This is a genomic window from Acanthopleuribacter pedis, assembly GCF_017377855.1.
Lineage (GTDB): Bacteria > Acidobacteriota > Holophagae > Acanthopleuribacterales > Acanthopleuribacteraceae > Acanthopleuribacter > Acanthopleuribacter pedis.
Map to the genome: position 1 here is coordinate 324,487 of NZ_JAFREP010000002.1, position 20,292 is coordinate 344,778.

A 20,292-nucleotide genomic window follows, 5' to 3' on the forward strand; every position below is an offset into this window, starting at 1 on the left:
CATTTATTCAATGAAAGGGTCATTCATGAAAACACTGCATCATGCAACCACATTTGTCCTGCTGCTATGGCTTGCCAACGGCGCTTTATTTGCCGGTAAGCTTGGCCTTGAGCGCCTTAGTACTTGGGGTTATAACGGTTATCGCTATTTGGAGGACAGTCCGGTTGGCCTGATTGGCGTGGCCAGGAACGGTTTGGATTTCCTGGCACTGGACGAGGCCGGCCAACCACGGGTTACCAGGCAGGTGAATCTGACCAACCATCACATTCTTCATGTCGTTCGCGACGGCGCCTATATGTGGGTCGGTGACCGCTTTACCTTGCGCTTGGTTCAATTAGGCGAGCAATCGGTTCAAATCGTGGCCGAATTTGACACCCAAGGCGATGCCCGCCAATGGACGGGTACGCGGCATCAGCTCGTGGTTCGCGCGTTCGGTCGCCTGGCCATTTACCAGGTACGTGATAGCGGCGAAATCGCCCTCCAGCGTAGCTTTGACTGGCCGGGCGCTTCCGGGGAACTCGCGCTTGTAGGCGAGGACCTGTTCATTTTGGATCGCGACAGGCTGCTGCACCTGCCCCCATCGGCTGAAAGCATCGAGGATGCTGTTGCTTTGGAAGTACCTCAAGGCGCCGATTTCAGCGTAGGCGGGCTCGGTCACACGGCGCAAAGCCTCTATGCCGTCGATCAGGACAGCCGACAATTGCTGTATTGGGACCGAGGTCCCGAGGGTTGGCAATTGGGCACCCCCGTGTCCTTAGGTGACGATACCGACCCACCGCAATTGCTCGCCGTCGGCCCCGACCAATTGGTGGTTGGTGACCAGGACGAGGACCTTTGGTTCTTCGAACGTACCGGCAACGCGGCCCCGACCTTGACTGCCCGCCGCGGCGGGGTTTCCCACCAGGATGTTTTGAATTTGGGTGACGGCGGTTGGTTAACCGGCGACTTTCGGGGTGTGCAGGTTTGGCGGGAAAACGCCGCCGGTCAAGAGGTGACGGCCCGACTCGAACAGGGTGGCATTGCCGGTGAATTGGCCGTGAAGGACCATGTTCTTTACTGGGTGAAGGGCGATGCCCTGTGGTTGTTTGACCGCCGCGATCCCTTTGCTTTGAAACCCATCACCACCCTGCAAATCGCCCGTGTTCGCCAATTACACGTCGTCGGCGATCTTTTGGTTGTGCTGGGTGATGATTGTTTTCTTTTCGATATTCAGAACCCCGAGCAGCCGTCGCCGCGCGCGACCATCGAGACCGCCTACACCACCGTGGATGTGAACACCGATCCGGTAACCGGCAAGCTGCTGATGGCCGCCGCCGTCGACCTCAGCCGCGAGGGACGCATTGAAGTGCTGGACCTGAGCGTGCCCCAATCGCCCCAGATTATCAGCGTTTTTGGCATTCGGGATTATCCTGTCGGCATCGACTTTGACGGCGAGCGGCTCACGACCCTGCAAATGGATTCGGTGACCCGTTACCACTGGTCATCCGAATGCCGGCGCTTGACGCTGCTGAGTAATGCGTACAGCGGCACCGGGCACCTCTTCCACCAAGGTTTTGCCGTGATGGGCGACCAGGTGCTTACCCATTGGGTAACCGGCAATTTGAGCGGAATGCTGTTTGACCAACAGAACGGTTTGCGCCGTACCACGCAGAAAACCGTGGCCGGGACCTTTGCCAATGAACCCACACGGCTGACCATTAAGGGAGACCGGGTGGTGCTTGTGGGTCGCGATTTGGTCATCATGGATGCCGCCGACCCTTATGCCCCCGCTGAAGTCGGACGCCTGCCCATGGGCGGTGTGGCCGATACGCTGTGGTTGGGCAACCTGATGTTTGTGTCCGGCGGTAACACCGGTCGCCTGGAAGTGGTTCGGGTCAAAAACGCGGTTGAAACTCAATACCTGCCTTGGGTCAGTCAAAACCCGCCGTTTGAAAGCAAGCTGACCTTCGTTAACGAAAGCGCCGTACCGCAAACCCTGCACTTGACCGCGTTGAAACGCGGCCTCCCCGCCCAAACCCATCGTTTGACCCTGCCACCCAACCGTGCCCAGCAGTGGAATGCGGCTGATTTGTTTCCCGGTGCCACCGGTTACAGTCTAAAAATTGAGGGCGATACCCAAAAGGTGCCTGTTTTTCTGGAACGACGCGACCCCGCCGGGGCCGTCATTCACGCCGCGTTAACCGAGGCCCAACTGGGTAGTGATTTGGTGTTTCCCGCGTTTCAAGATCAAAACGGGTTCCGTGCCTTGGTGGTTACCCCTTTGCAGGAAGACGTTTACGGGTTCCATGCGCGTTTGTTCTGGTTGAACCAAAACGGCGATGTGGCCGGTGAGCGTCTCGTGGAATTAGACCCGCTTGAACCCAATGTGGTGGTTTTGCCCGCGGGTGATTTCAGCTTCCGTCTCCAAGCCGAAACCGACAAGCTGTTGCTGGGTGAACAGTTCCAATTCGGCGAAGATTTGAGCCACCAAAGCGTGTTACCGCAATCTTTTGATGCCGCCGACGCCCAACAGGGCGGCTTGCGTGTCAGCGAACGGGTGCCCCTGGCTTCGGCTGAGACGGTCGCTGCCGTGGCGGCGCAAGCTGATCGGATCGCGGTTGCCGTCGGGGACCGCGTTCAATTGTTCCGCCACACCGAACAGGGTGTGCTCGCCGAATCCGCACTGACTGGATTCGATTTAGTTGGCGACCTGGCTTGGGTCGATGAAATTTTAATCGTCGCCGACCAAGATGCCGTGGTGCTTTTTGTGCCCGACGGCCAAGGGGTTCTTCAGCGCGCCGCTTCGTTACCGGAAAGCGGGGTGATCCAAATCGAAACCGCGACCTTCCCGAACCGACGGATGGTGCTCGGCTGTTCCACTCCTTACGCCGAGTCGCTGTGGAAGCTCTACGATTTAGGTGAACCCGCCGTCCCGCGGCTGTTGGCCGAAGATTATTTTCAGGACCTGTCGTCCTTTTCCTTTGAAGACGGGTTCCTTTCCGTTTTTCAGGACTTTAGTCAAATCGATGTTTTGGACTTACGCGATGCCCCGGTGGTGACCCGGGTCAAGGAACTTCGCTATAACGTTTTTGTCAACAGGGGTTATCACCAACTGCTGCGACGCGGGGAACAATTGTTTTGGTTGTACCCGGGAAATGGTTTGTTAAGCGTTCATGAGCCATGGTTTCCCGATTACAGCTATTACGGCCACGGCTACAGCCCTCACTTTTTAACCGACACCGCGGTGGTACTGGCTGACAGCGTCTTAGTGGCGGACCAGCACAATGGCTTGGCCTTGGTGGATTCGAGCAACCCCTTCGATTTGAACGTCGTGGATCGGTTGCTCGATCTTCAGGCTTCCCATGTCGCCGCCGCCGACGACCGCTTGTGGGCGATTGATGCCGCCGCGGGTGAACTGGTCGCGCTTGAACGGGATCGCGCCCAACCTCAATTCCACGTGGTTCCGGTGCCCGGTCAGGTTTCCGGCTTGCGCTTAGAAGTGCACCAGGGTGCCGCGGTTGAAACCCAACTGACCGGTGGTGGTGAAATGCTGCCGTCAACGCAACGGCGCGACGTCTTTGCCGCCGATGCGCTGTCTGCCGAGGCGGTACGTCTGGATGCGGTGCGACCCAGCGCGGCTTGGCTGCAAAGTGCAACCGCGACTTGGCTGCCGACCGTGCCGGACGCGGCCTTGGGCACGCACCTATCGCTGCCGCTTTCCCAAGCAACAGGAACGGTGACCCTTCTGCAACGCGGTGCCGAGGGGAAGGTCACCCTGCAACTGTTGAGCGAGACGGGCCGTGCGGCAAGCCACACCTTCACCCCGTCACCCGATCAACCCGTCACGCTGGACTTAGCCGCGATCTTCGAGACATCCGTGCGTGAGGCGGCAACCGCATTAAGCGTTAAAGGCCAAACGGATGCGCGGCTTACCGCCGTGATCGCGCTGGAACGGAACGGGAGCGTCACCCAAGGCCTTGTCGCGACCCGCGTTCGTTAAACCCGGCCCATCGCGCACGCATCGATTTCGATTTAGTAACTTGGATTGGTGCGGTAGCGCGGTGGGACTACCCCCGCATAATCCAACATCAATTGGACCAGGGTGTCGAGAAGATTGTCGCCGTCGCGGCGCAGGCGCACGTCGCCTAAGGCCCCGCCGTAGATGAGAAGGGTCATCTGGTTTCGATTGCGTTGACCGTCGAATTTGAGAAACAGGCTGCAGCCGTCGTCCCGGACCGCCTCAATCAAAGGCCACAGATCATTGACCCCATGCCAGTACATGGACATCGGAATGCCTTGAATTTGAGCGAGTGTCATCATGGCGCGTGCCTGCAGTTCCGTGGGTTGAGGGTCCCATGGTTGCGTGGTTGGCACGGCATGGTTTGCGGGAAGGGTCACAAGGTAAGCAGCGACCACCTGGGCCAACATGCTGTCGCGTTCTTCCGCGTACCCTGTCATGGGTTCGGTTCCCGCGCTGCCGGGGCTCAAATTAAAGGTGTAGGCGGGTTCATTGGTGAGTGGGTCACAGGTGAGGCAGGTCACCCAGCCGTCCAGGGTCATCATCTCTAAATAGGGATAGATTTCATCAAAACCGCACCAATCGGTGTCGAGGCTTAGGTTTTGTTTTTCTACCTGCTGTTGGAGTATGTCAAAGGGAGAAGACGGCTGATCGGTCATGGCAAAGAAAGCTCCCCACCATTGGCGCGATTGGCCGCGGCGCTGCTGTTCCGTCGGGGCTGTTGCGCGCGTTACCTGGTGTGATACACACAATGCTTGCCACTATCGCATACCGCCAACCCCTGGGTCAAAACCTAAGAAGCGCTGACGCGGCGATTTTGGCTAAACATCTGGGCTGCAACGGCCTGTAAAAATGCTCAGGACCACCGGGTGCGGTCGCGCGCGACCCCGGTCCGCTTTTTCCAAGCCATTTCGCTCCAGATCTTTAACCAAAATCCCTCACGCTAATCGTGCTTCTTAGGCAATAGTTTGTATTCCCATGGGCTCCACGGCCTGGACCAAACGAAAAAAGGCCCCACGGATGTGGGACCTTTTTAGATAGGATGAACACTTGCGCCGGGAGACCGATATTCGGTTTCAGGATAAGCCGGCGTTGCAGGGTTCACTCGGATGGGGTGGCCTCAGCCGAGCGCGCCGTTTTCTAGTGATCGTTAACTTCGTCCTCGGCTTCGATGCCGTCTTCGTTGTAGCTGTAAACCACGTTGCCGTAGACCATTTTGGTGGTGTGCTCATCGGGGAAGCTGTCGCTTTCGGGCAGGTACACGTTGCGTTTGGTGATGCCGGAGTAAACCACTTTAAGGCGTTTGAATTTGATGGTGAAGTAGTTGACCATGTCGCCGTTGGTGATGTCGGGGCGGTAGAACAGGACTTCGAGGTCGGGGATTTCAAGGTTGTTGAACAGGTGTTGGAAGGTAACCGGGGTGTGTTTGCCCATTTCGGAAACGTAGGTCAAGGGTTGACGTGAGCGCTTGGACTTTACTTTGTTGTCCAGCTCGGAAACGGGCAGGTTGGAGCTGAGTTGCAATTCGTGAACGCGGATGTGGCTCTCGTGGCCGGTTTCTGCTTCCTTGCCGGGAATGGCGCCGCAGTTGATAAAAGAATAAACGGTCATGGTAGGTCTCCTTAGTATGATTCGCTTCGACGCTTGAGGTTATTGCAGGCCGCGTGCCGGCTTTTGGTGTAACCCGTTGGGAAATTTTTAAAAATATTTAAGCATATGATTTTTATAGGGTTATTTACCGTGGATTGTGTCGTGTGGATTTTCACGGGCCGGTTCATTCCTCTTGTTTTCATGGTCTGTTCGCCAAAAAAGTCGGCATTTGTTTGGTGGGTCAAACAGGGTGTTCTTGATAACGGAAAAACGCAAAATGGGCGGTGTCTCATATTGGAACACCGCCCATTTCAATCCCGGACAGATCTGAGCCGACTTCTTTCGGGTTAACCCGCATTTCTCACAAGGAATTCTGCTACGGGGCAAGCCTTGTGATGACGAGGGGACGGCCGTCCGCCTTACTCGGTCGAGCCGCCTTCACGGTAGCGCTGCAACGCCGAATGGTCGGACCCCGAATGGTCGGACCCCGAATGGTCGGACCCCGAATGGTCGGACCCCGAATGGTCGATCCCTGAATGGTCGGACCCCGGAATGGTCGGACCCGCCGCGTTTGCCATCGGTCGTAACCTGTTTCCTCACCGCGATTTCAAGGCCTCGCGACGAATTCTGGTGAGAAATGCGGGCTTGATCACCGTGGTGGCTCGGCCAAATGGCCGCGTTTGTGCCAGAAGACCGTCGCCGTTGTTGCGCTGATCCGGGTTGTTTCGCCGGGGGGAAAGCGCAGCCAGGTGCCTGCAGGGTGTTCGCCGCCGTTGACCCTGAGTGAGCCTGAAACCACGTAGAACTCTTGACCGTTGGGGTCCTTGATCGGTGGCAATGCCGTACCGGCCGCCAATTTTTCGAAGCTGACCCGTTCGCGTGGGTTGTCGTTGAGCTGTTGGCGCGCGTGGCCCGCCACCTCACCCGCTGACCAGGGTTCGTCGGTCGTGCGATGGACCACCGTGATTTGATCGCTTGCGTCCATTTGGTGGAGTTTGACCAAAATCGTGCAGCCCCCGTCGCTAAAGGGCGCGTGGCTGGAGCCCGGTGGATTGCGGACGTAGGAGCCTACCGGGTAGTGCCCGTTTTCGTCGGAAAAAACCCCTTCCAACACCAAAAATTCTTCGCCGCCGCCGTGGACGTGGGTGGGGAAGGAGGAGCCCGCACCGTAACGCACCACGCTGGTGGCCCGTCCCGATTCCGCGTTTTCGCGTTCCAGGCGTTTGCGTTCGACGCCCGCTGCCGGCGAGGGAGACCAGGCCATGGCCGTGGTTTCGATGGCAAGCTGTTGGTTGAAATCCATGTTGAGATTGACGTCGCCCATTAAAACACCTCCAGAGCAGGCCGGATATCCAGTTCGTGGGTCCAGCAGGACCGGGGTTGTTCGATGAGGTTGAGGTAGATGTCGGCGAGGTGGGCCGGCGCGATGCAGGCGTTGCGGTCCATGCCGAACACCTTTTCCGCCCGTTCGCCCCAAATCACACCGTCGATGATCGGATGCACCACGTGGATACCTTGTTTCTGGTAAGCGCGGGCCAGTGATTGGGCCATGCCGCGCAATGCGAACTTGGAAGCCGCGAAAGCGCCGGATCGAGCGCCGGCTTTCACCGATGCCGTCGCCCCGGAAAAAATGAGGGTCCCTTTGCCTGCTGCAAGCATGTCGGGCAGGACCGCTTGGGCGCAGAGGAATGCACTGGTCACGTTGGTGCGCAAAACCGCTTCAAAGGCCTCGGTTCCGATTTGGGTAAAGTCGTCGAGCAGCAGGCGGGCGGCGTTGTGGATCAGCACGCCGGGTGCACCGAAATCTTTTTTGATCCGCAAAAAGGTTTCCTGGACGGCTGTTTCGGATGTGAGGTCACAGGTTTCGGCATGGAAGCGCGCGTGGGGCGTTGCGAGGGTGCGACCGGACCGGGAGAGTCCGAAAACGCGGTCGCCGCGGGCGAGTAAGCGGGCGGCACATTCACTGCCGAGCCCTTGGTTAAAGCCACTAATCACGATGATGTCGGACATGGGTGCTCCTGATTAGGTTGGATGCTGTCGGTATGGGATTCCTCAAGCCTAACACCTAAGAAGCGCTGAAGCGCGGTGATTTTAGCGAACCCTTTGGTGCAGTGATGAGAAAGATGATTTTGGTAATGCGCGGTATCCTGATCTCGGGAGAACCGTATCGCTTCTCGAAAAAAAGCTGCAAGGAACGCACCGCGGCAAGTGAACCTCAGTCTCTAGCCGACCTCCATCCCAACAGCATTGCCCCCTCAAAAGCCTTCGACAAAAAGAAGGTTTTTGAGGAGATAAACCACCCCCGCTGAACGCGGTTGTTGCATCGGCCGATAGGCCGCAGCCTGCCCGGATCTGACAAAAACGGTGGAACCTGAGGTTACCCCTTGCAATCAAATCCACAACACCCAACCTGGGCTGCAACGGCCTGCAAAAATGCACGTTGTAGCCCGGCAGGTTGCGCGAGGCCGCCGCCAAGAATTGCTCACTTTAGCTTAAACAACGGATTGAGGCCGTTTTATGCCAAACCGCCTTGCGCAAGCGCACTGGCAGCTTGGTGCGTTCCAGCGTGGTCAGCGCTAATCCGAAAGCAAGTAGGGCCGCACCGATCCAGATGGGGGCCGGGTAGCGTTCGCCAAGCACGACCGTCGCCAGGACCAAACCGACGCCCGCCGCCACGTAGCCGATTTGACTGAGCAGGATGGGGCCGCCGACTTGCTGTAAACGGAACAGCAGGGGAAACATCAGGCCCGCCGCCGCTGCTTGCATCAGGACCGGCACGGGGTGGGCGGCGAACAACACGGTGTTTTGGGTTTGTCCATCGGCAAGTAACAAGGTGGTGAACAAAACGGCCGCGAGGATTTGGCTCCACAGGGCCAGTTGGTCTGGTTCCGCGCCGGCGGGCCAATCCCAACTGCGGTAGACATTCCCCACCGCTAAGATGACCGGGATCGCCAGGGCCGCCGCCAGCCAACCGGGTGACGGCCCGTGCAGGTCGCTCGCGCGGAACCAAGAAACCAGCGCCGCGCCGATCAGGCCGAGCGCCACCGCGACCAAACCCAATTTGCTGATCCGTTCCCAGCCGACCGCGACGCTGAGCACCGTCGTAAACACCGGCGAAAGCGCGAACATCAGGCCGCTGAAACCGGCGCCGATGTGGGGGATCACACTAAAAAGCAGCAGATTGGGTAAAACGAAGGAAAGCACGCCGGACACCACCACGAAACGCACATGGTCGCGCCTGAGTCGTGTTGGTCGGCCACTGGCTAAACGGGTGAGGCCGAGGAACAGGACCGCGCCCATGGAAACCACCCAGGCCCAAGCCAGGGGACTGAAGCCGTGGGTGGCGGCCACTTTGCCGAGTGGGAAGTTGGCGCCGAGTAAGGCGCCCGTCGTGAAAAGCAGAAACAGGGGCGCCGTACCGGCACGGTTTTTTGCATACATTATTATATGAATCATTGGGGAAGCTCCCTTTGGGTTTGGGGCTCGCCGGCGAAGGGGCCGGCAAAAAAACGTTCGCTGAGGGGCAGGCGGGTACTGGGGCGCTCGCGTTGTTGCAGTTCCGTGGGTAAGGTTTCGGGGTTGGCGCGACGGCCCACGGCGATGGCGACCTCAACCGCCATGTTCTGGGGGACGGCCAGTTGTTGGCGGGCGGCCTCGTAATCAAGCCCGGCGACCGTGTGGGCGTGGTAACCGAGCGCGGTTGCTTGGAGTGAAAACAAGGTGCAGGCCGCGCCGGTATCGAAGCTGTGGCTCGGAATGGCGCGTACCTTGTCGTCGCGGCCGCGGCTGGAGCGTGCCGAAAAAACGAATACCAGGGCCGAGGCATGCTGCGCCCAGCCGCGGTTAAAGGGATCGAGCAGGTCGAGGAAGCTGAGCCAGTTGGCGTCGTCGCGCAAGGCGTAATGAAAGCGCCACGGTTGTTGGTTGTAGGCCGAGGGTGCCCAGCGGGCCGCCTCAAACATGGTCGCGAGGTCGTTGTAGGGCATGGATTGTGGGACAAAAGCGCGGGGCGACCAACGGTTGAGGATCAACGGTTCAATCGGAAAATTGGGACGGCGTAAATCAGACATGGGCACTCCTGGTGTGTTTGCGGTATGCTGGGAAAAGCAAGAGACGGATTACGTCACATCAAATAGTTTGATATCAAACTATTTGATGTGACGTAATCTATATTGGAGTTTTCCATGAGTCAAGGAAAAAAATCATCGAACCCGGCCGGCGTGCCCCTCGACGCGTTGCTCGCGCAGTGGCGCCGCGAGCGGCCCGACCTGGATCCCGCGCCCATGGCCGTCTGCGGTGCCGTTTGGCGCGCCTATGAACGTTTGCGCCAGGGCCTATTGGCCAACATCAGCCCGGCGGGTTTGGATCGTCCGGGGTTTGATGTGCTGTTGACCTTGCGCCGTCAGGGCAAAGGTCGGGCTTTGTCGCCCTCGGGTTTGGCAAAAGAAATCATGTTGTCCACCTCGGCCATGACCAACCGGTTGGATCGCTTGGAAAAAAAGGGGCTGATCGAACGGCGCAGTGATCCGGGTGATCGGCGTGGGTTGCGCATTGTGTTGACCGAGGAAGGTTTTGCACTCGCCGACCGTTTGGTGGCGAGCCACGTCGCCGCCCAGGAAGCCATGCTGGGGGCGTTGGACGAGGAAGAGCGGGCCACCTTGCGCCGACTGCTCGAAAAAATCGCGGACCGGCCTTAACCCACCATGCGCTCGAGGGACGCTCCCGCGCGATGATCGTTGTGATCGCCGCGTTCCTACCCTAACGGCGCTGAAGCGCGGGGTTTTTGCTAAAGCTTTGGGGCGATTAGGCTTGAAAAAGTGGGCCGGGGTCGCGCGGGTCAGTACTCGCCGGCCCTGCGCATTTTGCCGGTCGGTGCAGTCCTAAAAGTGTGTATTGGGTTTGATTGCATGGGGAATCTGAGGTTCCACCGTTTTTGTTAGATCCGGGCAGATTCCGGCTGATCGGCCGATGCAACAACCGCGTTCAGCGGGGGTGGGTTTTCTCCTCAAAAACCTTCTTTATGTGAAAGGCTTTTGAGGGGGCAATGCTGTTGGGATTGAGGTCGGCGAGAGACCGAGGTTAACTTGCCGCGGGGTGTTTCTTGCCGCCTTCGCTCAAGCAGCGACAGGGTTCTCCCGAGATCAGGCTGCTTCCCATTACCAAGATCATCTTTCTCAGTGGTTTCGCGAAAATTACCGCGCTTCTTTAGGTAGTTGGCAATGCGGGTGAGCACTGAATCCTCACGCTGATGGAACCGCGGCAAGGTTTTGGCCTCGGCCGGGGGTGTGCTGGATGCCTATGAAAAAGGGCCGACAACGCGCGATTCCCACGCATTGTCGGCCAAAGTTCCTTGGTCGCAGAGGAACGAGTCAAGCGTTAACGGCAGTTCTCAAGGTCGGTATTGATGTAGAACAGATCAAGGACCGTGGTGCGTTGGTCGCCGTCCGCGTCGAGGTCCGTGCCACGCCACGCGCTTAGCGCAAAACGCAAATCCGCCGCGGTGTTACAGCCGTCGCCGTTGAGGTCGCTGAAACGGCTGTCGTCCGCGACCAGCACCAAGGCTTCGGCGCGTCGCACCTCGGTTTCCGTGTCGCTGACCGCCACCGCGATGCGTGTGGTTTCCGTAAAGATGTCGAAGGTCATGTCGGTTTGACCGCCGCCCATCGGCACCTCATCGGGCAGCAGGCGCCAGTCCCACGACCAGCCGGCTACGTTGGCGACCTGTGCCGAGAAGTTCAGCCGGTTTAAACCCTGGGCGGCCACACGTGGTGTGATGGTCGGCGCGGGGGCTTGGTCCAAGGACAAGTAAGGGCCTTCAATCAAACAGGTGGCGCGTACCTCGTTTTCCACTTGGGTGAGGTTACCGAACCAAGCTGCCGCGATGCGGTAGTTGGGACCTTGGTCCTCGATGTTACCCAGGTAGGTGTCGAGTTGGGTTGCCAAGGCCCGACGTTGCGCGCTCTCCGTGCCGCTCGCGGCAACGGTTAATTCAAACACCGCTTGATAGCGACCTGGCCAGGTGGTGAAGGATTGGTAGGCGCCGGGAAGGTTGCTGCTGAGGAAGGTTTCTAATTGGGTTTCGTTGCCGTAGGGCAGGTCGGCCGGTACCCGTGAGGTGGGAATATCCTCGGCGAAAACCACGCTGTTATCCGTGAGGCCCGCGACCATGCGGTCGAGGTATTCGCTGTAGCCCTGCTGTAGGGCGCTGTCGGCCGCCATGGCGCTGTAAAGTGCGTCGACCTCGGTCGCGTCGTTGCCGCGCACGCGATTGAACAAGTCCATCATCAGCGCGGGTTGGTGTTCGTCGAGGTAGTTGTAGAGCAGGCCGCCGTAGCGGTAAAACTTCCAGCCGCCGCTGTAGCTTGCGTTCACGATTTGCGCGACGGTCATGCGTTCCTCGTCGCGGGAGATGATGTCGACGTAGATGCGGCGTGGCAGAACACCGTCGGTGCGACGTGATCCTGCCAAAAACTCAGCCAGACCTTCCGCGTACCAATCGAGGCGGCTGCTCTGGTACATGTCGCCTTCGCCGAAGCTGGGCACGACCACGTAGCGGCCGTCCAGGTAATGCACGTATTCGTGGCGCAGCAGCTCTTCCAAGGAGAGGTAGCTGTCGGCGGGGGTGCGGTCGTAGGTGAAAAGGGTGCTCCAGCTTTCGATGTAAATGCCGCCGTTATCCGTGCTGAGGTTGTTGAGGAAGGGCTGGAAGGTTTGGTAGTCGGCGGGGCTGCCGTAAATGACCAGGGTCAGGATGTCGTTGGGGTCGCCGGGCGTGGGATCGAGGAAGGTGGTTTTGCGGAAAAATTGGGCTTCAACTTCCTGCATGGCGTCGTAAAGCGCGTCGGCCTGGGCGCGGCTGACGGCGGTTTCGAAAATCAGGCGACCGTCGTCGTAGACGAAGCGGTTGGGTAAAGCGAAGTTTTTGGCCTCGGCGCGGACCGCGTCCATGTCGAGTTGGGTACCGTCGCCGAGGCGCCCGTTGTAGTAGGTGTCGATGTCCTGCAGCGCGCGGAACCAGGGGCCGCTGTAACGCGCTTGGGTTTGGTAGGCGTTGGTAATCGCGGCGTGGGCCGCCGTGGCGGTCGTTTCGTCGAGGTTGCTGAAATTGCCGAGCGCGTAAATGGCGTTGTTAATGAAGGCTTCGGTGTTTTCGTTGTAGGTGGTGGTGGTGGCGACCGCTTCGACCAGAGCCAACTGTTCGGCTGTGATCAAGTTGTTCCAGGGACTGTTGGGCCCGGCGGCCATGGTGATTTGGCGCGACAGGGTGAAAAACAGGTTAAAGGCCGCGCTGCGTTCGTACCAGTCACTTGCAAGTTCGGGATTGCGGTGGAAACGGTCGATGAGTTGGAACAAAACATCGTGGCAGCGCACGCTGCCGTTGGTGCTGTCGATGGTGATCGACCATTGGTAGCGCAGGTTGGTGAGCGCGCTTGATTCGGCGATAAATCCGGGCTGCAGTCCCACGGCGGCGACGACCTGGCCGGCGCGGGCGGTCAGTGTGTCGTCGTATTCGAGGGCTGCTTGATACCATTCGTGGTAAAAGCCGATTTGAAGAAAATAGAGCAGTTTTTGAATTTCCGCGCTGCGGTTGCTCAGGTCGGCCGTATGGGTTTCGATGAGGTCGAGCACGGCGGTGATCCGCGCGGGTGCCGCCGCCGCCAATAAATCATTGTCGAAGGTCCACAGGGGATAAAGGCAACTGTCGTCGGCGGTCGCAATGGCCGCGGCGGCCGCGGCCGGTTCCAGTTCTGCCCAATCGGAACGGGAACAGGGTAGCTCACCTTTGCGCACGGGGCCCACTTGGTGGGGGAGGGGTGCAAAGGACGCGGGGCTGTGGTGTTTCGCGCTCGGTGTGGGTTGTTTGACGGCACAGGCATGGTGTTGGGTTTGGGGCGCGGGGTGCGGCGGAATCGATGAAAAAAGAGAAAACGGCGATATGAGTAAAACGACAAAAGCGGAAAGGTGCATTTTAGTTCTCCTGGGGAAGTTGGTGGAGCAGGAGCGTGAGATTGAATTGATATATCAGTGGCGTATTATCTGGCGGTCCGCTTCATTTTTCAAGCATTCTTTTTGGTTTTGTGAACTAAGCCGCCATTGAGGTCGTTTGGCTTGTATTCCAAAAACAGAGTTAAACCTATTTAATTGAGCGATTTGAGTGGATTGAAAAAAGATGGGACTCACAAACAATCTCTCAACTTTTATGAGGTTCTCTTTTTGATAGAAGAAAAAAATGATTATGGTGAAAAAATCATTTCACCATTCGCAATGAAGGTTGATTTTTTTCCTGGTGAAAGATGACGTATGTGTCAGAATCCGGTCCATCGCGGTTTGTTTTTCTTAACCGCGCCTGCCGGGCCCCATCATGATTGTGTTTTTTGATTTTTTCGCCCACGAGACACGCGCACCTTTTTTCCGCTTTATCCCGATTCCCAAGGAATGCCTACCAACATGTCTTGTCTTCGTTTCTTGTTGTATTTTTCTTTGATCCTTCCCGGCCTCGCCGCGCAACCCGTGCTGCGTCTCACCACGCCCGAGCGCGTGACCAACCCGGTTACCTTGACGGTTGCCGCCGGCCAAATCGCCTCGGTGCGCACCCTCGCTTACAAGCGTTGGAATTAATTGGGCTGCCGACGGTTGGGACATCCAGGTTCATGTGTTTAACCGTCGGCCCGGCGCGGGCGTTCACTACATAAGCAGAGACAGCAACCGACGCGGCTTTGATTAAAATTTTGCCAACAACCTGGCCGCGTTGCCGGCCTCGGAACGGCGCCGCACCATCATCATCGACGGTCGAAACCACAACGGCGCTTGGGATGCCCGCGCGCTCATCGGCCAAGACGATTTTCCGGCCTTTGGCAGTTGGGGCGCCTTTGGCAACGTTTCCGGTTCTACGTTGGCGATGGGCAAAATCATCTACCACGCCGGCGGCGCTGAGGCGCAACGTCAACTTTTTCTGGAGGCCGCGGCCCATCACGTGTTCGCCAACGGTTACGCGGAAGCTCAGCGGGGTACCCTCAAAACGCGCATCGAAAACCGCGGTGTCGCCTTCGATCACCTGGGCGGTTACCACACCGTCGGCGAAGCCGAGGTGGTGTTCCAAGAAGTCAACGGTTTCGTCCACAGCCGCATGGCTCAGGTCTTCAACCTGGGTGGTGATTCCTTTCGCTTCAGCGCCCAATTGTGGCGAACCTTCGAAAGTGAGGTCCACCTGAGCGGTGCGCGGATTTTCGGGGCGGGCGTTTTCCGCGAAGGTTGGGGTGACACCTTCAACCCTATCGCCTCAGGCGGTTCGGTTTTCGACCTTCAGGCGCTAATTAGCGAATTCCCATAGTAAGAGATGGTAAAGAACCAAGAAGCGGTGTTCCCCCGTGGGATGCCGCTTTTTGTGTTTGGTAGGTCTAACTTAGGAATCTTCGGGCTTCTCTCGTTGTCGTTTTTTTTGGCGTTAACCTGTATGGAATAAGATGCTTATGATAGGGGGTACTGTTGTCGGATCTGCTCGGCGGTGGATTGATTCTGGGTTTCACCTCGGCATCGGGTATAATCAGGTTAACTACCCAAAATACAGGTGATCGTTGTGAAAGCAGTCAATGTGTTGCTGATCCTGGTCGGCGTCGCCATGTTTGGTTTTGGATCGCTCCTCACGCTCGGCGGGGTGATTGCGCTGAATGACCCGGAGAAGGCGGATAAAGTCATCGAAAACGTGATCATGATTTCGCTGTTCGGGATTGCCCCCATGGTGGGTGGCAGCTTGATGATCATGGCCTCGCGCAAACGAATGAAACAGAATTCGGGTGAAGTCATGGAGCGGCGTTTGTTGCGGCTGGCCCACGATAACGGCGGAAGGCTGACGGTTGCCTTGGCCACCATGCACCTCAACATGCCGTCCCAAGAAGTCAAAAAATTACTGGATGAGTGCCACGGAAACGGCTTGGCCAACATCCACGCCAACGACAAAGGCGAGGTTGAATACCTTTTCTTTGATCAGGGTAGGGCGTCGCTTTCGTAAGCGGGAATTTCGTGTACCCGGGTTTGATGGTCTCGACGAACCAAAGCAGACCAACGAGGTGACGGCATGTTTCGCGACGTGGCCCCGTTAAAAAAAGACCGCGGGGAAAGCGCCGGCATGCACTGCCTAACATCTTGAAAAAGGATGAAAGGACGGCATCATCCGCCGCGGACTTCTACAACATCGCCGGCAAAACCGCCGCCGGCCCGCATAGCCACCCTAAAAAAAGCCCGACCACCATGGGGTGATCGGGCAGAGGAGTGCCCTGACGGGCTTGGCCGGTGGGGCCTGGGTATGGGCGTGTTTGGGTGAACCTGCATTTCACACAAGGAATTCTGCGACGAATCCTTGGTGAGAAACGCGGGTCAAGGGGTTGAAGCGGGTGTCGGGAACAGTCGGCTGATTCGGCCTAGGAACAGGTCTTCCCAGCCGAGGACGCCGAACACCGAGGCGCCGCTCAGGCTCATGACCCGCGATTGACCGGGGCGGGCCGGTGGTTTAAGCGCCGCGACAGGGTCGTCCACATCGTGGGATGAGGATTGCATGTTGCTGTGAACTTCCAAGGCGCCGTCGCGCACAATGAGTGCACCCACAATGGGGGCGCTCAGGTCGGCCACGGTTTCCACCACCGCGTCGTTCTCGCCGATTCGCGATGCGGCGAAATTAAACAAGTCGCCGGGGTCGGCGCGGTCGAAATCGCAAATGCTGGTGGTGTCGCCGGTAGCCGTACCCACGATCAAACGGTTGCCGACCAACGCCGGCCGGCCGAATACCTTGTGGCGCGGGGGCAGGGCGTTGGATCCCATGGCGTCGAAGGTGCCCGCTTCCGTATCGAATTGGTAGCTGAAGACGTGATTGACGAAGTTGGTGCTGCCGTACTGATCTTCATCGTAAACAAAAGGGGAGTCGCTGCTCGCGATGAAGAGTTGGATGATCGACCCGTTGGCGCGCGCGTTAGGGGTGTGGAAGAACCGTGCGCCGGCCACGGCTTGGGTCGCCAGGGGCGCCGTTCCCTTGGTGGGTTTGATCCACAACAAGCCCTCGGAAGTGGCGCCGGCCAAGTGGTCGATGAACCCGTTCTTGTCCGTGTCCAGCATCGCCGGGGAGCCGAGCATCACGTGGTTGCCGCTGCTTGACCCCACGCTCTGAGACAGGCCCAAATCGGCACCGGTGGCGATGTTGAGCACGCGGAAGGAGGGCGCGCTGCCGGTGACCGGGGTGGCCCCCGAGGAATAAGCCACGGCCCAGACGCGGTCGTCGTCACTGGTTTCAACCCAGCCGATGCTGGGAATCATCACGATGTCTTGCATCTCGTCCTCGCGCCGTTGCCAGAGCGGGATGGGTTCGTTGTCGAGGTCGGTGATGTCCAGGGCGGTAACGATGTTGCCGGTGCGGTCGCCGTTCGGGCCGTTGTCGCGACCCGCGCGATAGCCCTGTACGATCACGGCGATCCGGCGCCAGTTGGCGCCGTCGTAAATGATGCGGCTATGTACGGTGGCGTCGACCATGGCGGTCACGTCACTGTCCCGCGCCACATTGTGCTTCAAATCGTCCAACAGGTGCCCCGGCAAATAAGCCCATCGTTCCCGACCGGTTCCGAAGTCGTCGTCGGCGTAGTGGCCGTCGCTGGGCGCGTCGCCGGTGGCTGAGACCGTGGGGCGCCATGCGCCCGCGTCAATGCAGTGGACCAAACCCGATTCGGAACCGACCAGCAAGCGGGTGCGCTCGCTCGCGCGTTCGCTGTCGGTCATGAACTCGAAATAGCTGCGCTTCGTGGCCGCCGGCACCGCGTTGCCGTTCATCCAAGCGGGAATGCCGGGGGCGCGCACCACGTCGACCGCCGAGCGGTTGATGCCGCCCAACACCCATTCGCGGGTGGGGCCGTCCGCCGCCAAGCTGCCGCCGGAAACAACCGGGTCGCCGAAGCCGTGCAACCAGTTCTGCAACCACAGACCGGCCGAGGCGTGGTCGGGTGTATCGGCTGCTGGATCGTGGAAATTGTGGATCCAGAAACCGTCGATGCGGGTGTCATTAAAGTCATAGGCGTTGATGATCGCGGCCTCGGTGTTGTCGCGGGCGAGCCCGTAGCGGGTTAGGTTGTTGCTGAAGGGGACGTCGCCTTCGTTGGGCAGGCCGGTGTAGATGGTGCGTTCGTGAACTCCCAGCCGGTCGCGCATCACAATACCCGCGTCCCAAAGAATGTGGGGATCGCTGGGCGCTGCCTCCGGTGCCGATTCCGGGTTGACCGTGTAGCTGGTCGGCGTGGGGGTCGGCCCGTGTAGGAACCAGCGCTGCGCGTAGAGGTGGCCGCGGTTGCGGAAGCGGTCGTCCCAATCGTAGGACGGCGTTTCCGCCGCGGGCACGTAACGCATGTTGGAACTGGAGATCACCGCCGCGTTGTAAAAGAAATCGTGGGGCAGGGTTTGGTAACCCACCTCGGCCTCGAAGACAACCGGTGAAAAGAGGTCGACGTTGTCCGTCGCCATTTCCACCCGCCAGTACACCTCGGTGGTGCGGACCGGAATGGTTAGCGTAAGGGTTCGCCGCACGCGGGTGCCGTCGTCATCGGTTGCGCCGCCGGAATTCGGGCGGAAACGGTCGATTTCGGGATTGTGTTCGTTGCCCGGCGTCTCGGTGCCGAGCAAGGGGATCCAGTGGTCGCCGTCGTAGCTGTAGGAATAGGTGATGTAGCGCCCTTCAATACCCCAGTTGCCGCTGGTGAAGTTGTCGACAAAATCGAAACTGACCTGGGTAATGGTGAAATCGTCAAAACGTTCGGCCGCCTCACGGGCCACGTTGTGGGATTGCAAAATGCCGCCCGCCTCGCGTTTGACGTAAAAAACCACGTCTTCGTAGTCGCGGTCACCGCCGCCGAACAAGTCCTCCCAGCCCAGCAGCCAGGCGTCGCGACTGCTTTCGGGTGCGCCCACCATCAGGTGAACCATGCGTCCGTTCACCGCGCGGATCACCGAACTGTCGTTTTCCGCGTCCATGTTGATTCGGTAGCGTTCATTGATGACCGTGTTGGCGTCGATATCGGCTTCGCTGAACCAATCGCGTAGGGCGCGATACTGGAGATTGACGCGATTTTGGTCGTAGTTGCCCCAGGTGTCGACCCAGGCTTGGTTGGCGGGGTTATGGGCTTGCGGGGGCGCACCGTTGCCGGGCGCGGTCGCAATGTCGGACCAAACCGTCGACCCGCCGAATTCAGCCGCCGCAATCGCGTTGTGACCGTCTTCGCTCTGATAATCGGGGTACCAGTTTTGGGTGGCGGTGCCCGCGTAGGCGTCGCCGGTGGTGTTGTGCTCGGGGTTGGGATCGTCGGCGTCGTGGCAACAGGCGATGTTGTTCATGTCAACTGGATCGGGGTTAAACGCGGATTTCGAATAGTAGGTATTGACGTCGTCGTTGTTGGTGCGATCCTCCTCGTAATAAAAAACCGTCAGGAAAAATACCAGTTCGCGGGCACCGGACACATTGCTTTCGTACCAGCGGAATTTCCAGTATTCGTCGCCGTTGGGTGCCTCGCGGGGCGTGCCGTCGGGATTGCGCAGCAGGTCGGGTGCGGTCGAATCTTCGAAGTTGGGGCTGCCGTACAGGTGGTAATCCAGTTCCGCGTTGGTGATTCCGGATTGGTCGGCGATGTTTTTGTCAGCGTAGGGGGTGTGCGTGCTGTAGTGGCCGTTCACACCGGATCCGGGATCATCGTCGGCAAGGTAGAAAATCGTCGCACCGGTCCAGTGGGACAAACCACCGATGCTGTCGGCCGGGGTGCCCGCGTAATCAAAATGCCCGAGGAAACCCAGTTGATGACCGCCCGCCACGTTGCTGCCGTTGTAGCCGCGGTCGATCACGTAAGGGGGGATCTTGCCTTCGAAATCTTGGCGATCCTCGCGTTCCAGCATGTCGGGCACGCCGTTGGGTACATTGAGTTGGTTCGGACCGTGGTTGTCCACGTACAGGTACGCGCCGGGGTGTTCGTAGGTGCCCGCGTAAGGACCGGACGTGCGAACGCTGTTGGGAACGAACTGCCAGTAATCGCCGGGGTGGATGCCCGCCGCCGCGGCCACCGTGCCGTTGCGAAACAGCGTGGCCGGCGCGGACGTAACGTTGTTGGGTTGGCGGTCGCTTGCGTCGGGGATGCCGTCGTTGTCGTCGTCGAGATCGTCGATGTTGGGGATGCCGTCGCCGTCGAGATCGTCGTTGTCACCCACCTGAAAGAAATCGGGTAAACCGTCTTTGTTGGTGTCGATGTCGAGGAAAAAGAAACCGAACATGTGGTTGGCGCCCGCGCCCTCGGAGAGGAAATCAACCAAAAACGGTTGGTCGAGGCCGAGCAGCAGTTCGTCCGTGTTCAGTTCTTGGTCGGTGTTGAGGCGGACCGTGTCGCCGAGGACTACCCCGGCGTCGGGCCGGAGGAAATCGTCGGGGTTGAAACCGTCCTCATGGTAAGTCACCGTGACTTCGTTGCAATCGTCGCTGTTGATTTGGGCATGGGCTGAGAAGGACAGGGCCGCCAGGAAGAGGGCGGTAAAAACCGGCAGGTTTTGGGTGGCGTGATTCACAAGTACCTCGCAGAATGAAAAGATAACCGCATGAGAACCATAGGGTTCAATCGAGATGGAAAGCAGCGGCCTGAGACGAAGACAAGGGTGCTGGGGCTCGGTTTACCCATTTCTGGGCAGACCGGTGCCAT

13 protein-coding genes are annotated in these 20,292 nt (G+C 58.9%); 5 read left to right on the forward strand and 8 right to left on the reverse strand.

Annotated features, from left to right (window positions below; all coding sequences use genetic code 11):
• The first annotated feature begins 25 nt into the window (after positions 1-25).
• Positions 26-3,979, forward strand: coding sequence for an LVIVD repeat-containing protein (locus J3U88_RS02860; protein WP_207856621.1), 3,954 nt, complete (start codon positions 26-28; stop codon positions 3,977-3,979).
• A gap of 32 nt (positions 3,980-4,011) precedes the next feature.
• On the opposite strand, the gene J3U88_RS02865 is transcribed toward J3U88_RS02860, so the two are convergent.
• The 6 genes from J3U88_RS02865 to J3U88_RS02890 form a co-directional block, all read right to left on the reverse strand.
• A complete protein-coding gene (locus tag J3U88_RS02865; protein ID WP_207856622.1) occupies positions 4,012-4,656 on the reverse strand; it encodes a hypothetical protein in 645 nt (214 codons plus the stop codon).
• 481 nt (positions 4,657-5,137) lie between these two features.
• Positions 5,138-5,608 (reverse strand): type VI secretion system tube protein Hcp, encoded by a 471-nt coding sequence (locus J3U88_RS02870; RefSeq protein WP_207856623.1) that lies wholly within the window; start codon positions 5,606-5,608, stop codon positions 5,138-5,140.
• 628 nt (positions 5,609-6,236) lie between these two features.
• Positions 6,237-6,911 carry a cupin domain-containing protein gene (locus J3U88_RS02875; protein ID WP_207856624.1) on the reverse strand — a complete coding sequence of 225 codons (675 nt, stop codon included), beginning with the start codon at positions 6,909-6,911 and terminating at the stop codon, positions 6,237-6,239.
• Positions 6,911-7,597, reverse strand: coding sequence for an SDR family NAD(P)-dependent oxidoreductase (locus tag J3U88_RS02880; RefSeq protein ID WP_207856625.1), 687 nt, complete (start codon positions 7,595-7,597; stop codon positions 6,911-6,913). Before J3U88_RS02880 ends, J3U88_RS02875 begins: the two co-directional genes overlap by 1 nt.
• Positions 7,598-8,074: 477 nt before the next feature.
• Positions 8,075-9,043 carry a DMT family transporter gene (locus tag J3U88_RS02885; RefSeq protein ID WP_207856626.1) on the reverse strand — a complete coding sequence of 323 codons (969 nt, stop codon included), beginning with the start codon at positions 9,041-9,043 and terminating at the stop codon, positions 8,075-8,077.
• On the reverse strand, positions 9,040-9,657 hold the full coding sequence (locus tag J3U88_RS02890; RefSeq protein ID WP_207856627.1) for a nitroreductase family protein: 618 nt from the start codon (positions 9,655-9,657) through the stop codon (positions 9,040-9,042). Before J3U88_RS02890 ends, J3U88_RS02885 begins: the two co-directional genes overlap by 4 nt.
• Before the next feature lie 114 nt (positions 9,658-9,771).
• On the opposite strand from J3U88_RS02890, the gene J3U88_RS02895 reads away from it, so the two are divergent.
• Positions 9,772-10,284, forward strand: coding sequence for a MarR family winged helix-turn-helix transcriptional regulator (locus tag J3U88_RS02895; RefSeq protein WP_207856628.1), 513 nt, complete (start codon positions 9,772-9,774; stop codon positions 10,282-10,284).
• A gap of 679 nt (positions 10,285-10,963) precedes the next feature.
• Here the strand turns inward: J3U88_RS02895 and J3U88_RS02900 are convergent.
• Complete coding sequence (locus J3U88_RS02900) at positions 10,964-13,555, reverse strand: collagenase (protein WP_207856629.1); 2,592 nt, start codon at positions 13,553-13,555, stop codon at positions 10,964-10,966.
• A gap of 480 nt (positions 13,556-14,035) precedes the next feature.
• Here J3U88_RS02900 and J3U88_RS02905 point away from each other — a divergent pair, with 480 nt between their 5' ends.
• The 3 genes from J3U88_RS02905 to J3U88_RS02915 all read left to right on the forward strand — a co-directional run bounded on the left by J3U88_RS02905 (position 14,036) and on the right by J3U88_RS02915 (position 15,596).
• The gene (locus J3U88_RS02905) at positions 14,036-14,206 is read left to right on the forward strand and encodes a hypothetical protein (RefSeq protein WP_207856630.1); all 171 of its coding nucleotides are present in this window, start codon (positions 14,036-14,038) and stop codon (positions 14,204-14,206) included.
• Positions 14,207-14,336: 130 nt separating this feature from the next.
• Positions 14,337-14,918, forward strand: coding sequence for a hypothetical protein (locus tag J3U88_RS02910; protein ID WP_207856631.1), 582 nt, complete (start codon positions 14,337-14,339; stop codon positions 14,916-14,918).
• A 246-nt stretch (positions 14,919-15,164) separates the two neighbouring features.
• Positions 15,165-15,596, forward strand: coding sequence for a hypothetical protein (locus J3U88_RS02915; protein ID WP_207856632.1), 432 nt, complete (start codon positions 15,165-15,167; stop codon positions 15,594-15,596).
• A gap of 365 nt (positions 15,597-15,961) precedes the next feature.
• Here J3U88_RS02915 and J3U88_RS34920 read toward each other — a convergent pair whose 3' ends face one another.
• Entirely contained in the window at positions 15,962-20,161 is a 4,200-nt protein-coding gene (locus J3U88_RS34920; RefSeq protein WP_207856633.1) for a DUF4114 domain-containing protein, read from the reverse strand.
• Positions 20,162-20,292: the final 131 nt, after the last annotated feature.

What these genes read in the sequence shown, in the direction of transcription:
- J3U88_RS02860 (WP_207856621.1), top strand. Translation starts at nt 26, where the DNA reads ATGAAAACACTGCATCATGCAACCACATTTGTCCTGCTGCTATGGCTT.
- J3U88_RS02865 (WP_207856622.1), bottom strand. Translation starts at nt 4,656, where the DNA reads ATGACCGATCAGCCGTCTTCTCCCTTTGACATACTCCAACAGCAGGTA.
- J3U88_RS02870 (WP_207856623.1), bottom strand. Translation starts at nt 5,608, where the DNA reads ATGACCGTTTATTCTTTTATCAACTGCGGCGCCATTCCCGGCAAGGAA.
- J3U88_RS02875 (WP_207856624.1), bottom strand. Translation starts at nt 6,911, where the DNA reads ATGGGCGACGTCAATCTCAACATGGATTTCAACCAACAGCTTGCCATC.
- J3U88_RS02880 (WP_207856625.1), bottom strand. Translation starts at nt 7,597, where the DNA reads ATGTCCGACATCATCGTGATTAGTGGCTTTAACCAAGGGCTCGGCAGT.
- J3U88_RS02885 (WP_207856626.1), bottom strand. Translation starts at nt 9,043, where the DNA reads ATGATTCATATAATAATGTATGCAAAAAACCGTGCCGGTACGGCGCCC.
- J3U88_RS02890 (WP_207856627.1), bottom strand. Translation starts at nt 9,657, where the DNA reads ATGTCTGATTTACGCCGTCCCAATTTTCCGATTGAACCGTTGATCCTC.
- J3U88_RS02895 (WP_207856628.1), top strand. Translation starts at nt 9,772, where the DNA reads ATGAGTCAAGGAAAAAAATCATCGAACCCGGCCGGCGTGCCCCTCGAC.
- J3U88_RS02900 (WP_207856629.1), bottom strand. Translation starts at nt 13,555, where the DNA reads ATGCACCTTTCCGCTTTTGTCGTTTTACTCATATCGCCGTTTTCTCTT.
- J3U88_RS02905 (WP_207856630.1), top strand. Translation starts at nt 14,036, where the DNA reads ATGTCTTGTCTTCGTTTCTTGTTGTATTTTTCTTTGATCCTTCCCGGC.